17 protein-coding genes are annotated in these 13,850 nt (G+C 36.7%); 12 read left to right on the forward strand and 5 right to left on the reverse strand.

What is annotated here, in order from left to right:
* Positions 1-231 precede the first annotated feature (231 nt).
* Positions 232-777, forward strand: a complete 546-nt coding sequence (sigX, locus tag GLW08_RS17160; RefSeq protein ID WP_160849878.1) for an RNA polymerase sigma factor SigX — start codon at positions 232-234, stop codon at positions 775-777.
* Positions 764-2,509 carry a hypothetical protein gene (locus GLW08_RS17165; RefSeq protein WP_160849879.1) on the forward strand — a complete coding sequence of 582 codons (1,746 nt, stop codon included), beginning with the start codon at positions 764-766 and terminating at the stop codon, positions 2,507-2,509. Before sigX ends, GLW08_RS17165 begins: the two co-directional genes overlap by 14 nt.
* A 56-nt stretch (positions 2,510-2,565) precedes the next feature.
* Here the strand turns inward: GLW08_RS17165 and GLW08_RS17170 are convergent, their stop codons facing one another.
* Positions 2,566-3,063, reverse strand: coding sequence for an inorganic diphosphatase (locus tag GLW08_RS17170; protein ID WP_160849978.1), 498 nt, complete (start codon positions 3,061-3,063; stop codon positions 2,566-2,568).
* A 127-nt stretch (positions 3,064-3,190) separates the two neighbouring features.
* Between GLW08_RS17170 and GLW08_RS17175 the strand changes: the two genes are divergently transcribed.
* Positions 3,191-3,649 (forward strand): helix-turn-helix transcriptional regulator, encoded by a 459-nt coding sequence (locus GLW08_RS17175; RefSeq protein ID WP_160849880.1) that lies wholly within the window; start codon positions 3,191-3,193, stop codon positions 3,647-3,649.
* Between the two features lie 63 nt (positions 3,650-3,712).
* Here GLW08_RS17175 and GLW08_RS17180 read toward each other — a convergent pair whose 3' ends face one another.
* The gene (locus GLW08_RS17180; protein ID WP_160849881.1) at positions 3,713-3,961 is read right to left on the reverse strand and encodes a ferredoxin; all 249 of its coding nucleotides are present in this window, start codon (positions 3,959-3,961) and stop codon (positions 3,713-3,715) included.
* Positions 3,962-4,164: 203 nt separating this feature from the next.
* Here GLW08_RS17180 and GLW08_RS17185 point away from each other — a divergent pair, with 203 nt between their 5' ends.
* From GLW08_RS17185 to GLW08_RS17200, 4 genes are read left to right on the forward strand one after another with little or no spacing between them, the layout of a single operon-like run.
* Positions 4,165-5,232, forward strand: coding sequence for a helix-turn-helix domain-containing protein (locus tag GLW08_RS17185; RefSeq protein WP_160849882.1), 1,068 nt, complete (start codon positions 4,165-4,167; stop codon positions 5,230-5,232).
* The gene (locus GLW08_RS17190) at positions 5,213-6,790 is read left to right on the forward strand and encodes a RecQ family ATP-dependent DNA helicase (RefSeq protein ID WP_160849883.1); all 1,578 of its coding nucleotides are present in this window, start codon (positions 5,213-5,215) and stop codon (positions 6,788-6,790) included. Before GLW08_RS17185 ends, GLW08_RS17190 begins: the two co-directional genes overlap by 20 nt.
* Positions 6,747-7,328 carry a CPBP family intramembrane glutamic endopeptidase gene (locus GLW08_RS17195; RefSeq protein WP_160849884.1) on the forward strand — a complete coding sequence of 194 codons (582 nt, stop codon included), beginning with the start codon at positions 6,747-6,749 and terminating at the stop codon, positions 7,326-7,328. The genes GLW08_RS17190 and GLW08_RS17195 overlap by 44 nt, the downstream gene beginning before the upstream one ends.
* 5 nt (positions 7,329-7,333) lie before the next feature.
* Positions 7,334-7,657, forward strand: coding sequence for a hypothetical protein (locus GLW08_RS17200; protein ID WP_160849885.1), 324 nt, complete (start codon positions 7,334-7,336; stop codon positions 7,655-7,657).
* A 241-nt stretch (positions 7,658-7,898) separates the two neighbouring features.
* On the opposite strand, the gene GLW08_RS17205 is transcribed toward GLW08_RS17200, so the two are convergent.
* Genes GLW08_RS17205 through GLW08_RS17215 form a run of 3 tightly spaced genes read right to left on the reverse strand, consistent with a single transcriptional unit; the run spans position 7,899 to position 8,997 of the window.
* Positions 7,899-8,468, reverse strand: coding sequence for a manganese catalase family protein (locus GLW08_RS17205; protein WP_160849886.1), 570 nt, complete (start codon positions 8,466-8,468; stop codon positions 7,899-7,901).
* Positions 8,469-8,501: 33 nt separating this feature from the next.
* Entirely contained in the window at positions 8,502-8,765 is a 264-nt protein-coding gene (locus GLW08_RS17210) for a spore coat protein CotJB (RefSeq protein WP_160849887.1), read from the reverse strand.
* Positions 8,758-8,997: a spore coat associated protein CotJA gene (locus tag GLW08_RS17215; protein WP_202406230.1), complete on the reverse strand. Its 240-nt coding sequence runs from the start codon at positions 8,995-8,997 to the stop codon at positions 8,758-8,760. The genes GLW08_RS17210 and GLW08_RS17215 overlap by 8 nt, the downstream gene beginning before the upstream one ends.
* 148 nt (positions 8,998-9,145) lie before the next feature.
* Here GLW08_RS17215 and GLW08_RS17220 point away from each other — a divergent pair, with 148 nt between their 5' ends.
* The 5 genes from GLW08_RS17220 (at position 9,146) to GLW08_RS17240 (ending at position 13,849) form a co-directional block, all read left to right on the forward strand.
* A complete protein-coding gene (locus GLW08_RS17220; RefSeq protein ID WP_160849888.1) occupies positions 9,146-9,778 on the forward strand; it encodes a CBS domain-containing protein in 633 nt (210 codons plus the stop codon).
* Positions 9,779-9,825: 47 nt separating this feature from the next.
* Positions 9,826-10,227 carry a hypothetical protein gene (locus GLW08_RS17225; RefSeq protein WP_160849889.1) on the forward strand — a complete coding sequence of 134 codons (402 nt, stop codon included), beginning with the start codon at positions 9,826-9,828 and terminating at the stop codon, positions 10,225-10,227.
* 100 nt (positions 10,228-10,327) lie between these two features.
* Positions 10,328-11,239, forward strand: coding sequence for a MerR family transcriptional regulator (locus tag GLW08_RS17230; protein ID WP_160849890.1), 912 nt, complete (start codon positions 10,328-10,330; stop codon positions 11,237-11,239).
* A 113-nt stretch (positions 11,240-11,352) separates the two neighbouring features.
* On the forward strand, positions 11,353-11,934 hold the full coding sequence (locus tag GLW08_RS17235; RefSeq protein WP_160849891.1) for a genetic competence negative regulator: 582 nt from the start codon (positions 11,353-11,355) through the stop codon (positions 11,932-11,934).
* 985 nt (positions 11,935-12,919) lie between these two features.
* Positions 12,920-13,849: a D-alanine--D-alanine ligase gene (locus GLW08_RS17240; protein ID WP_160849892.1), complete on the forward strand. Its 930-nt coding sequence runs from the start codon at positions 12,920-12,922 to the stop codon at positions 13,847-13,849.
* Position 13,850: the final 1 nt, after the last annotated feature.

Consider the following 13,850-nt stretch of genomic DNA (forward strand, 5'->3'; position numbering starts at 1 on the left):
TTTGATTGTATATCATAATGTAAAAATGAGCCCGTGTATGCTTCGCTCACCTCTGTACGATAAGTCCACTTAAAAAGGGATACATAAGGACTTACATATCAATTCTTCTCATTTTAAATGATTAGAATATAGGTTATATACCTATTCAAAAAAAGGAAAATATTTTATAGTTGTATAAGTTGCAACCTTTTTAATACATAAACGACTAATCAGTGAACGGGAGGTTCTTGAATGAAGGCGGTTTTTCAAGAGCTCTATGAAAAATACCATCAAGATGTGTATCAGTTTCTATTTTATATGGTGAAAAATCGTGAGCAAGCTGAAGATCTCGTTCAAGAGGTATATATAAAGGTCATGAACTCGTATGATCGCTTTAAAGGAGAAAGTAGTGAAAAAACATGGCTATTTTCTATTGCCAGACATGTTGCTATTGACTATTTCCGAAGGCAAAAAAGAAAGCGGAATAAGATATTGGAGTTTTTTGACTGGGGAGAAAGTGGACATCTAATTGAAGATGAAGACCCTATACCTGAGGATATTGCTGTTCAGAACGAAGAGATACAAAAGATGTATCAATGTTTGGATAAATGTTCTGTAGATCAAAGAAGTGTTTTGATTCTTCGTTACATTCAGTCAATGTCTATTCAAGAAACAGCAGATGTGTTAGGTATGAGTATAAGTAAAGTGAAGACAACCCAACATAGAGGCATGAAGAATCTACAGCAGTTAATGGAAGAAGAAGGTAGAAAGGAGGGAGACAATCATGAAGCGAGATAAACAATACAATGAAGAAGAAATACAAAACCTCCTTAAACAAATGCCGGCAGTTCAGGACAGGCAAACGGCAGAACAACTGTATAATTCCATTTCATCACAGCTAACTCATGAACCAAAACCTCCCCCTTTCTATAAACGGACCTGGTTTCCTGCAGCGGCTGCAGCTTTTGCTATACTAATGGTTGTAGTAATTAGTATGGCGTTCATGTTTAATCAAGGTTCAAGGATGGCCGATGAAAATAAAATAACAGAGAATAATGAGTCATCATCCAACGCTGGAGATAGTCAAAGTAGTGAAGATTCTGGTGAATCAGCTCCGCAATCTAATTCTACATCCGAAGAGAGTGCTGAAGGTAATGAATCCTCTCAACAGAAAGATAATAAAACAGAGGATTCAAATGAAGAGAATTATTCAACAGGTGAAACATCTCAATCAGGCGGGGATCAAGGGCAAGCAGAGTCTTCTCAGAACTCAGCTTCCACTGAAGGTCAACAGGAGTCATCCGATTCTTCAGCTGAGAATAGAAAATCAGACTCAAAACAAGAAAAAACCAACCAAGAGAATCAAAGTGATGATAATCAAATGACAGCTCAAAAAGATGATTCATCTGAAAATAATAAAACAAACGAGAATGATGCCAGTTCTGCTGAGACCAATAAAGACAATGCTCCATCAACATCGGATGAAAAAGAATCCCCACAATCACAAGAAAAACCAACATCAAATCACACTGAAGCGGAAAGTGGAGATGCTGAGCAAGAAAACAAACCTTCTCCTGAAAATGAGGGTGATACGGAGGGGGCAAAACCTTCACCTGATGAATTTGAAGATGGGCCTAATGTAGCTACGTCAGAAAATGAGAGCAATAATCATACGTTTCAAGGTATAACTGGACCTTCTTCAACTAAAATAAACAATGTAGCAACGATAAATGAAAAAGAGCACTTTGCAACAGTAGGTTTACCTATTAATTCTGGTAAAGGTATAATACCTGTTTCCTTTATAGCACCGAAGAAATGGGGGAGCCTAGAAGCTATTTACAATCAAGTTGGACATTCTATCCACTCGAAACAATGGGGATTAGGACCTTATTTATTCAATGATGTAACATTTACATTTCATAAAGATAAAAAAACAATTACGGCAGCGTTCCCTAAGGGTTATGAAACACCGAAAAATGCTCTAGAAGAACAAAATATAATACAATCTCTAAAGGTAATGTTAAGAGATCATTCTTTCCAAACTATTCAGCTTAAACATGGGGGGGAGCGTGGACTATCATTTAAGCATGCTGGAGAAATTTCCTCGATAAACATCGATTCTAATCCAAAACGTACGTACACTATTTTTCGAGGGGACCAACAGTTTCTAAAGCCACTGTACCTGGAGGAGAGTACGACCATAAGTGAAGCAATTCGACGTATGCAAAAAGCAAACGATGGAAAAGGGGTTTCTTCAAAAATGATTGAGTTTACATCCATTACATCGAAAGGAAATCGACTAGAGCTATATCTAAGTAGTGGTCAATTGATTGATGGAGCTAATGAAACCATGATGATTGAGGCAATCTTAATGACTGCTAAATCCTATGGGTTTGAATCAGTGTTTTTTAAAGGCGCGGGAATTTCTAGTGTTGGTGATTATTCACTGACTGAACCAATACAAGTACCTACAGTAGTAAATCCTAAAAAGTTTCTACTACCTAACAGGGAAAACACACAGAATAAGTAATATAATGAAGCCCTATAGCCATTTTGGCTATAGGGCTTCATTTAATAACGAATAGATTAGTTGTTCTCTTTGTAACGTGTAAGACAATCTTCAATAAGTTTGTTAGCAGCTTCTACGCCTTCCCATTCACCTATTTCCGTTTTCTTACCTTGTAGGTCTTTATATGTTTTAAAGAAATGAGAAATTTCTTCTAGCTTATGCTGTGGTACATCATCCAACGTGTGTACATCTTTGAAGCGTGGATCTTCCGTAGGTACTGCTAAGAGTTTTTGATCTTCTTCACCATCGTCAATCATGTTTAAGAAGCCAATTACACGGGATTCAATGACACATCCAGGGAAAGTTGGGTTTGTTACAAGTACTAGCGCATCGAGTGGGTCATCATCTAATGCTAAAGTATCATCAATATACCCGTACTCTGCAGGATAGAATTGAGAAGAGAAAAGCACACGATCTAGTTTAAAAACACCTTTTTCTTTATCAAATTCGTATTTGTTTTGACTTCCAGTTGGAATTTCAATGAATACATCAAGAACTTTATTTTCAGCCATGATTATTCCTCCTTTTATACAAATGTATGTATGGGGTTTCGATTAGATATTATATCAATATTTAGGTAGGAAGGGAAGCAGTAGACATGTTAAAATATTGTTATCGATGTCAGAGTAGGAATGGTGAGAAATGGATCAACATGCTTTAATAAAACAGCTATCATCCAAAATGAAGCTAGTAAGGGTCGAAGAGGGATATACACAAGATCGCATGGCTATTATATTAGGCATTTCTAAAAAAACGTTAGTTCAAATTGAGAAAGAACGTATTGAAGCTGGTTGGACTACAATAGTGGCTATGTGTGCCTTGTTCAGAGATAGTGAAGTAATTCAACATAGTCTGGGAGCAGATCCTATTGAAGTATTAGAAACAATCGCCCATCATCATGTCGACCGCCCCAAGCAACGAACAATGGGTGGAAAAGTATGGTGGACCCCTGTGATGGAAAAAGATGGTTACATGGTGCAGCAAAATGTAATTAGTCAACATTTTCGGATAATCGATGAGCAATATTATCGCTATTATAGTACATTTGATAAAGAAGAAGCTGAAGAGAAATTACAAGAACTCATATTATCATCTTCGTAAAATTGATGTATTTACTAAAAAATCCCTCCACTATGTTTGTGAAGGGATTCCGCTATATAATGCTTATTCGTATTTTAAAGGATCGCCATTGAATGGTTCATCAGCTACTTTAATGGAGTCTGTTGGACAACCTTCAAAGGCATCCTCCATATCTTCTTCTAGTTCTTCTGGAATTTCTGCAGTACCTTTGTTGTCATCTAGAATTACATATGCAATACCTTCATCATCATAATCGTAGATATCTGGTGCTGCTGCTCCGCAAGCTCCGCAAGCAATGCATGTTTCTTTATCAACAATTGTATATTTAGCCATTTCTCATTACCTCCTAAAAATAATAATCATTTACATGATCTTTCACTATCATATATAAGTATCCTAAGTTGGAAACATTCGCCTCATTCTTATTGTAAAGCTACATTCTTAACATTTCAACATCAAAACTTATCCTTAAAGTGTTGTGATATCGGCATTCATACACAATCATACATTTGAAAAAAAAGAGGGGTTTTCCCGTCATGTTTGAAACATTAACACTGTATTGTGTGCAACAATATAAAGGTGAACGTAGCCTGTCGGCAATACTTCATATGCTCACAGGAAAAAAATCATCGCAAACTTTTCAAGATGTCCACGCTTATGGTCTTACGCCTTTTTTTGGTATCCATCGATCTCTTGTGAGAAAGGATTTAGAGGTTACTGCAAGGAACCTCAAACAAAAAGGCTATCTAAAATATTACGAAAATGGGAATCCGTTTCTTACCGACAAAGGAAAATCGGCATTGCAGAACGATTGGTGTAATTATCCTTTCTCATCCCTAAATGGAATGCACTATCATTACATGGATCAGACGTATTGGTCTCGTTTGTTATTATTCGTTCAAACTGCATCGAATATCGCCATGGGGGAACATCAATTTATTCCAGTTCATGATCAGAAAGAAATCATCAATTGGGTTAAGCGAAAATACCAAAAAGAACACCAGTTTTTACAACAACACTTACAGGGAATTTATGAAGAACTGAGTCACATTTTGACCCAAATTCCTAATCATCTAGCTGAAATGATTGTTTACAGGATGACTGGGTATCATCGGTACGGTTTCAGTAAGGAACAACTCGCATTGAAATATGAAGTATCCATCCATGATATATCAATATACCTAACTATGGCGATTCACTTTCAGCTATCAAGTATTATAACTTATCCTTCGACATACCCACTATTGTTTTCGTATTGTAAAGATTGTATAGATGATGTTCCATTAACCCAGTCAGCCAAAAAGTCAAAAGAATGGCTGGACAAAGGATTCTCCATTGAATATATTTGTCGCATACGGAATCTAAAAGAAAGTACTATTCAGGACCATATTGTGGAGATTGCTTTAGTTGATCCTACATTTTCACTTTACAACTTTGTTTCATTAGAAACCGCACAGGACATTTCCCGTGTAGCGAAAATGCTAAACACCAATAGACTGAAAGCTATTAAGCAAACTCTTCAAGATAAATACTCATATTTTCAAATCAGAGTTGTGTTAGCAACCATTCAAAAGGAGGGCCTACATGAATCAGCAAACATATGAATCGTTGCTAGAAAATCATTTTGGATATTCAACGTTTCGTGAGGGTCAAAAAGAAATAATAGTTGATGTTTTGAATGGTAAAGATGTATTAGGTATTTTGCCAACAGGAACAGGGAAATCCCTATGTTACCAATTTCCAGCCGTTATGATGGAGGGCACAGTATTAATTATTTCTCCACTAATTTCACTCATGATTGATCAAGTGAAACAGCTTAAACAGCAAGGATTTAAAAAAGTCACGGCCATAAATAGCTTTTTGAATGGGGAACAAAAAAGAGAAATATACAAAAGTTTAGACTCCTATAAACTCATTTACTGTTCACCGGAGATGTTACAAACGGAGCAGTTTATAAGGGAACTTTCCAATAGAGTAAACATATCGTTATTTGTTGTCGATGAAGCACATTGTATATCTCAATGGGGCCATGAATTCCGCCCGGATTACCTGAAGCTTGATGACACATTACAGCAGTTGGGAAATCCAACGCTACTAGCTTTAAGTGCTACTGCTCCAAAAAACGTCCAAGATGATATTATAGAACAGCTTGGACGAGAAAAAATGAACAAACACATTTATCCCATGGATAGGGACAATATTGCCTTTTCTGTGGAGCATGTTTCGCATATGAATGAGAAAATTAATCGGATGAAAGAAATCTTAACATCTCATCCAGTACCTACAATGATTTATTTCTCTAGTCGGCAGTGGACAGAAAAAGTTGCGTATGAGTTATCACAATCTCTACAGCATTTACGTATTGCTTTTTACCACGGAGGAATGGAGCAAGTGGATAGGCTGTTAATACAGCAACAATTTATGAATGATCAACTTGATGTTATATGTTGTACAAGTGCTTTTGGTATGGGAGTAAACAAATCCAATATACGTCTTGTGATTCATGCTCATTTACCGTCTCAGCTAGAATCCTTTATACAAGAAGTTGGACGTGCTGGTCGTGATGGTAAACAAAGTGTAAGTCTAATGTTTTATTCTCCTGGAGATAGTGAAATCCCTAAAGGGTTTATTGAGGGAGAGTTGCCTGGTCAGGAAACCTTACAAAAGACGTTTACATTTCTTTATAAGTGGGGGTATCTTCAGGGGAATCATGTGAAATCAAATGAAGAGATGGAATCGTTATTAGATATTGGTGAAATCCAGTGGCGTTTTTTACGTTATCAATTTGAAAAGCATGATATGATAGAACAAACGTACATCAAATATGACGAAAAAAAATGGAGACGTGCATTTGAGCAGATTCAACTATTTATACAAGAACGTACCAACATTAAGCATAGAAAATTAGAGGAATTGATCAACTGGATACATCAAGAAAACTGTTTAAGAGAAAGTCTTTATAAACCTTTTCAACATTCTCTGAAAAGCCCTCAAGGTTATTGTTGTGATCGTTGTGATTTTTTGTTTAGTCATTGGAAAGTAGACGACAAAAAGCAGACAAAACAAGTTTTAGGTTGGATGGAAGAATTAAAACAGATATGTTTACAAGGGGAAACTTATGAAATGGACAAATCAAGCAGAGCTAATCAAACAACTAACTGATCGTCAGCTAGTCAATCAAGTATACCTTACTCAATTAATAATCCTCATATTGACTATAGGTGGTAGTTTTTTTCTTTTTGATTCTTTAGAAGAAGTAGCAGATCTATTTCGTTGGAATACGCAACAGGTGATTTTTTATGGGATTTCTGCTGGTGTTGTCGTTCTTATAATCGATATTATTTTGATGGTTCTCTTGCCAGCGAGATTTTATGATGATGGTGGGATTAATAAACGTGTTTTTCGCTCAATATCAGTTTTAGAGATTTTTGTCATTGCACTACTAGTTGCTTTTGCAGAAGAGTTGCTCTTCAGGGGAGTTATTCATACTCATTTTGGTTATATCATTGCTAGTGTTTTGTTTGCACTTATGCATGTGAGGTATTTGACGAAGCCTGTTTTATTTGTTTCTGTATTATTTATTAGTTTTTACTTTGGATGGATGTATGAGATCACCCACCTTTTATGGGTGACCATCATTGCACATTTTATGGTCGATTTTGTGTTAGGGGTTATGATTCGCTTTAATGTAATGAGGTGATTAATGTGTCCAATTCAATTGAGGGAACATATGAGGACCAAGCTCGAGGACTTCGGCAGTTAACGAAGGAACAGCAAACAGATGAAGAAGAATTTAAAGATATTGATGTTTTGAATTTACCTCCTCGAAGCTCTGTACATAATGAAAAACCATCAAAAACCAAATGGAGAATACGATACCCAGTGATCCGTTTGCTTGTAGTATTGATTATGTTGCTTGTTTTATTTATCCCAATCTACATGTTATGGAATAATCTCAACATAGATCCTATAAATCAAGAGAGAACAGAAGCTTCATTTGAATTTATGAACCATGAGCTGTTCCACTAGAACCGCTTTAATCTGAATTAAGTAACGGTACTGTTCTTTTTTGCCAGTTCTTTGTGCAGGTAATCAAATATATGATGAATCGTAAACCTTTTACTTAATAGGTTTTAAGGGGAATAAGAAGTGTTATTGCAACAATATTATGTACTATTCATGATAAAAAACGTTTAGGGTTTTTACTCCTAAACGTTTTCCTGTGTAAGATTACTAACAAAATCATATCTAACAGCTATGGGGGGGCAATCTAAAAATAAATTTGTCGATCTCGTTCGTCTTTTAATATTTCTACAGCTTCACGGAATCGTTGGGAATGAATCACTTCTCGTTCTCTCAAATATTTAAGTCCATCATTCAAATCAGGGTCATCAGAGAGGTTAATGATCCATTGGTATGTTGCCCGAGCTTTTTCTTCAGCAGCAATATCTTCGTAAAGGTCAGCAATAGGATCTCCTTTGGCAGCAATATAGGATGCCGTCCAAGGAACACCACCTGCGTTATGGTAAAATAGAGCATTGTCATGGTTTGCGTAATGTGCACCTAAACCTGCAGCTTTCATTTCTTCTGGGGTAGCATCTTTCGTTAGTTTATAAACCATCGTGGCAATCATTTCTAAATGAGCAAATTCCTCTGTACCAATATCCGTTAATAGTCCAACTACTTTATCAGGAATGGAATAACGTTGATTTAAATAACGTAAAGCTGCAGAGAGTTCTCCATCAGCCCCTCCATACTGTTCGATTAAATATTTAGCAAGTTGAGGATTACACGTGCTAACCCGAACGGGGTATTGGAGTTTTTTCTCGTAGTACCACATTAGACGCTCCTCCTTCCAATCATCGTTATAGTACTATACTTGCCAAGGCCAAGGTGCATCTCCCCAATTCCAAGGGTAACCTGAATAACTCATACCATATTGTCTAAGAGGTCCGAATTGTTGCTCGTATTGTTTTTTTAAGTGCTTGCTTTGCTTAGCGCAATCATTAAACTGTTGAATAGCATTATAATCATCGGGATGCGTATCAAGGTATAACGTTAACTCCACAAGAACAAAGTCAATAGCTTGTATTTCTTCTAGTAACTCATAAAATTCTGGTGGCATTTGTTTATTCATATTCGTCCCTCCCTTGTGGATTTGGATAAGGACTAAATAACGCTGGCCACAGAGTTCCACAATATAATGCCTGTTTTGGAGGATATTGTTCTAGGTTTGGAGGTTGAAATCCTAAGTATAAGTTAGGTGGAGTTTGGTAGCTTTTCACTCTAATAGGTGGACAGGGGTCAAAAGGGCTAATATATGGGTGATAATATTTCACTTGAGTATGCAACCCGATTCCTCCTTCCATAATTTTGGATAGCATATGTTTCCTTTCATTTTTATGGAAAGAAAACTTGTCTTATGCTAAGTTTAAATTACGCACTATTGAAGGGGAAATCCCAAGAAATGCAGAATTAATAAAATGAAGAACTAATCCATTAGAAGAGGTGACGACAATGTTTGTAAAAGGAATAATGAAACCTGCACATCGCTGTTTTACAGCTGGTTTGGATACACCGCTTAATGATGTGCTACATACACTTAATCAACATGATATACAAGGAATGCCGGTAGTGGATAAAGGGATATTTCAAGGAATGATTTCTAGACAGGTCATTTACAAAACATTCTTTGAAAGCTCAATGGAAAAGGAAGTGTTTCTGAACGAGAAAAAGGTGGGGGATATCGTCTCTTATCAGGGGTACTATGTTACAGAAGATGATGTCTTCGAACAAACCCTCACCACCTTTAAAGGGTTCCCGATTATCGCTGTGGTGAAAGAAAACAAACAATTCCTTGGGATTGTTTCAAGATATGATGTCATAGAGCAATTCGAAAGTGCTTTTGGTATGAATCGAAGTGGTGTACGCATTGCCTTCACCTCTGAAGAATCTGAGGGAAGAATTGCCCGTTTAGCAGAAATTGTTAAACAATACCATGAAAATGTCATTTCCTTGGCTACGTTTGACGAAACGGATAAATTAGCCAGACGAATTGTATTAAAAATAGAGAAAACACCTAATATTGAAAAATTCGTTCGTAAGCTTGAACGCTCTGGATTTCGTGTGCTTGACGTAAAAGAAGACTAGCATGGATATCTCCCTGTAGGCATAAGTTTGCAATAGGGAGGTGTGTTATGTTTTTACGAATTTTCATTCCCGGTGGGGTAGGGTTTGCTGGCTGCTTTTTTTCAATCTATTGGTTTCCTTTTGCTACCATTCCTTTTACATTAGATGCCTTGTTACAATCCATACTGTATCCTACAGATTTTTTCTTTGGAGGGATATCTTTTTTAATGGGGATGTGGGGTCATAGCATGCTTGTACGTAATTGGATTATTACACCTAACAAAAGAGGCCTCGATTCTATCATTTTTGTTTTGCTTTTTTTGTCGCCGTTCCCGTTAATTATTTTATCTCTAAAAGTAGTTATAGCCTTTTTTCTATTTGTGCTAATCTATGGTATGATAAATAGTACTTCTCAATCGAAGAAAAGCCAAGTATGGCAAAATGATTACAAAACAGAGAATAAGATGTAAAGGTATAAGTTATTCAAATATTATATAAAACCTATACAAATTTTACACACCTCGGCAGTTATTCTATAATAAAGAAAAACAACACTGTGGAGGCAAATCTATGTCCAGCATTCAAGGGAAGTATAACATAAAAGCTGTATCACAAATGCTAGGTGTTCAACCAGGAACACTCAGGGCATGGGAAAGAAGATATCAAATGATCCGCCCGCCAAGAAACGAAGCTGGGCATCGATTATATACGGAGGAACATGTTAAAGTATTAAAATGGTTATTAGAAAAAGTGAATAATGGTTTTACAATTTCACAAGCTGTATCCATTTTAGAAGATCAGCAAGAAACTGTTGAGAAATCTCCCTCGATAATAGAAGAAAGCTCAAAAGGCCATTTGGAACAAATAACGGAAGAATTGTTACAATCCTTGTTATCTTTTGATGAATCTCGTGCACATGAAAAATTGGATTACGCGTTTAGTATGTTTTCTCCAGAAAAAGTTGCATTGGATATTGTTGGAACATTATTAGTAAGAATTGGAACCCAATGGGAAGAGAATCGTATATCTAGTGCTCACGAACATTTTGCAACAAATTTCTTACGTTCTCGTTTAGGTATGATGCTTATATCCATGCCATCTGATAAGCTGTTACCAAAAGCTGTTTGTGTATGTGGCCCTAACGAAAAGCATGAACTTGGACTGTTGATTTTTACATTATACCTAAAACGGAGAGGGTACGATGTTATATACTTAGGACAAAGTGTTGCTGCAGGGGATGTAGATGTGGTGATAAATGAGGTTCAACCTAGGTACTTATTTATGTCTAACACTATGAAGGAGAACATTCCAGTTTCTGTTAGGTTGGCTGAATCTTTAAAAGAACACTATCCAGGACTTTTTATTGGGCTTGGTGGTTTTGCCTTCGATCAGTTACCAGAAAAGGAGAAGGAACCATTGAAGCCTTATTTAATTGGCAAAACGAAGGAAGAATGGGAGCAATGGCTAGCCTTGAATAAATAAGGGCTTGTCCCCCGTGCTTTTCCATTTTATACTTTATAGAACAGTAGCAAAATTAAAGAAAAGATCATATACTATCAAAAGGAATTTTATATGCATTCAAGGGGGACGAATGAATGCGTTTAGAAAGAATGTCTGACAACAAGTTTAAAATATTTCTTACTTTTGATGACTTAATGGATCGTGGACTTACACGTGAAGATCTATGGCAAGACCTTCCGACAGTTCATCAGTTGTTTCATGATATGATGTATGAAGCTACAGATGAACTAGGTATTGAGTTAGAAGGTATGCTCCAAGTCCAAGTTTATCTCATGCAAGCTCAAGGAATGCTCATTGTGGTAACACAAAGCGATGATTTAGATGATGAGTATGATGATGACTTTATTGAAATGAAAGTGACTCTAGATGAGAGTAAAGAAATGGTTTTTGCATTTTCTTCCTTTGAAGACATTATCCAAGTCAGTAAGCATCTTAAGCAATTACCCTTAACAGGTGGCTCCGTCTACTTTATGGATTCTCATTATTATATGAAATTAGATGAGAATGAACTATTTGAATTTAACCGTGAGAGTATCATTGCTATTATGTCGGAGTTTTCATCTCCAAGCACAGTGACCTCACATCGGCTAATAGAATATGGAAAAGAAATATTCAAGTCGAACGCTGTTCAGAGTATTACACAGTATTTTGACTGACTTTAACGAAGATCGATCCCTCTAGGACGATCTTTTTTTCACTTTAAGGTCTTTTTTACACCTGGCTATGTTAAATATGTAGTAATTTTTTTAGCAGAGAAGACAGGGAAGAAAAGTTATTCAATAAACGAGACATAATCGTGAAGACTTAAAATCGAGAAATTTGGTAATCCCGAAAGAGCGATGTTTTCGTAGAGTTAGTTAGAATAAAGGTGGCCGTGGAACAACTCGCGTCCTGCCGGCGAGCTGGCAAGCTACCTTGGCGGAAAAACACCCTCAAGGGGATTTTGCCTACCTCTTTCTCCGGCGGGAGTTCCTTGTTCCATGTCCACCTCCTGCGATGTTGGGAGAAACGGAAACATTGCTAGGTTAGAGAGGTTGAGGTATTTGAATATCTTCTGACGGTCTACACCCTAGTAAGTTCTAGTATAACAATTGGTTCATATCAAAAAATTCTGTGGCAAGAAAGCCAATGGACATTTAGTTCGCTGTTTGTAAAAAAATAAAGTTTTTATTTGTCCGTAAATCTATCCAAAGACGGTTTTCACTAAAAATAAGAGCTTATATGTCCTTTCGGCAGACATACAACATTTGGCCGTGGGTCCGATAGCCATTACCCGGCTTGAGGTGAAGGGGAGAGGGAGCAAAGCGACTGAGAAGGCTCACCAGCTCGCCCGCAGGAAAGCGAGTTGCTTCACCGTAACCCCCTTCCATTTTCAAGTATCGGCCCCATCACCTTTTGAATATATCTCGAATCCAAGTCTTCAAGATAATGGGGCTTATAATGGATATTCCAGCAGTATTTAACCAGGTCCGTAATAATAGTTAAAAGAAATCAAAAAGGTAAGACTTAGACTACTCTACAAAATATCATTATTGACCTGATTTTTATAATTTAAATAGATGGATTGATGATAAGATGTTAAGATTATTTTGGACCTAAGCTGTTCAATTGGTAGTAAAGTTTTGATGGGGAGTGTCACGTGTGAAAATTGCCGTGCTTTACGGAGGAATTTCAGGAGAAAGGGAAGTATCACTTTCAACTGGTAAAGGAATAATAAAAGCATTAGAATATAATGGACATGATGTAAGCGGAATTGATTTTCATCCAGAACAGATACATGAAATTCTAGATTTAGATGTGGATATTGTATTTATTGGATTGCATGGAAAGCACGGTGAAGATGGAAGAATTCAAGGATTACTAGATATGCTGGGTGTTCCTTATGTGGGTTCAGGTGTGTTAGCATCATCATTAGCTATGGATAAATCCAAAGCTAAGCAAATTTTTCATCAAAATGGGTTACAAACAGCCCAAAGCATAAGTCTGCCTGTACAAAGTGGGAAAAACCCTCAAACGATGGTAGAAGAGGTTAAGCAGGCTCTTACACTACCTTTGGTGATTAAACCAAATCAAGAAGGCTCTACATTAGGATTGACAATCGTAAAAACCGAAGACCAGCTTTTGCCTGCAATTAAAGAAGCAATAAAGTGTGATTCTGTTATCCTTGCAGAAGAATACGTAGTAGGACGGGAAGTCACGGTAGCGGTTATGGGTACTCAAGGAAATGAAAAAGCATTACCTGTTATAGAAATTATCCCTAAAAATGATTATTATGATTACGAATCTAAATATACGCCAGGTGGTAGTGAACATGTATGTCCTGCAGAAGTTTCTAAAGATATAACAACAATTCTTCAACGAGATGCTGTTCTGGCTCATCAGCTCCTAGGTTGCAATACATATTCACGAGTTGATTTTATTATTTCAAATGATGGGAAACCTATCATATTAGAAGTGAATACATTACCAGGGATGACACCAACTAGCTTGTTTCCAGATGCAGCAAATGTGATGGGAATGAGTTATGAACAAATGGTTGAAGAATTTGTATGTATTTCATTGCAAGATTAGG

It is taken from the genome of Pontibacillus yanchengensis (assembly GCF_009856295.1).
Lineage (GTDB): Bacteria > Bacillota > Bacilli > Bacillales > BH030062 > Pontibacillus > Pontibacillus yanchengensis_A.

What these genes read in the sequence shown, in the direction of transcription:
- sigX (WP_160849878.1), top strand. Translation starts at nt 232, where the DNA reads ATGAAGGCGGTTTTTCAAGAGCTCTATGAAAAATACCATCAAGATGTG.
- GLW08_RS17165 (WP_160849879.1), top strand. Translation starts at nt 764, where the DNA reads ATGAAGCGAGATAAACAATACAATGAAGAAGAAATACAAAACCTCCTT.
- GLW08_RS17175 (WP_160849880.1), top strand. Translation starts at nt 3,191, where the DNA reads ATGGATCAACATGCTTTAATAAAACAGCTATCATCCAAAATGAAGCTA.
- GLW08_RS17180 (WP_160849881.1), bottom strand. Translation starts at nt 3,961, where the DNA reads ATGGCTAAATATACAATTGTTGATAAAGAAACATGCATTGCTTGCGGA.
- GLW08_RS17185 (WP_160849882.1), top strand. Translation starts at nt 4,165, where the DNA reads ATGTTTGAAACATTAACACTGTATTGTGTGCAACAATATAAAGGTGAA.
- GLW08_RS17190 (WP_160849883.1), top strand. Translation starts at nt 5,213, where the DNA reads ATGAATCAGCAAACATATGAATCGTTGCTAGAAAATCATTTTGGATAT.
- GLW08_RS17195 (WP_160849884.1), top strand. Translation starts at nt 6,747, where the DNA reads ATGAAATGGACAAATCAAGCAGAGCTAATCAAACAACTAACTGATCGT.
- GLW08_RS17205 (WP_160849886.1), bottom strand. Translation starts at nt 8,468, where the DNA reads ATGTGGTACTACGAGAAAAAACTCCAATACCCCGTTCGGGTTAGCACG.
- GLW08_RS17210 (WP_160849887.1), bottom strand. Translation starts at nt 8,765, where the DNA reads ATGAATAAACAAATGCCACCAGAATTTTATGAGTTACTAGAAGAAATA.
- GLW08_RS17215 (WP_202406230.1), bottom strand. Translation starts at nt 8,997, where the DNA reads ATGGAAGGAGGAATCGGGTTGCATACTCAAGTGAAATATTATCACCCA.
- GLW08_RS17220 (WP_160849888.1), top strand. Translation starts at nt 9,146, where the DNA reads ATGTTTGTAAAAGGAATAATGAAACCTGCACATCGCTGTTTTACAGCT.
- GLW08_RS17225 (WP_160849889.1), top strand. Translation starts at nt 9,826, where the DNA reads ATGTTTTTACGAATTTTCATTCCCGGTGGGGTAGGGTTTGCTGGCTGC.
- GLW08_RS17230 (WP_160849890.1), top strand. Translation starts at nt 10,328, where the DNA reads ATGTCCAGCATTCAAGGGAAGTATAACATAAAAGCTGTATCACAAATG.
- GLW08_RS17235 (WP_160849891.1), top strand. Translation starts at nt 11,353, where the DNA reads ATGCGTTTAGAAAGAATGTCTGACAACAAGTTTAAAATATTTCTTACT.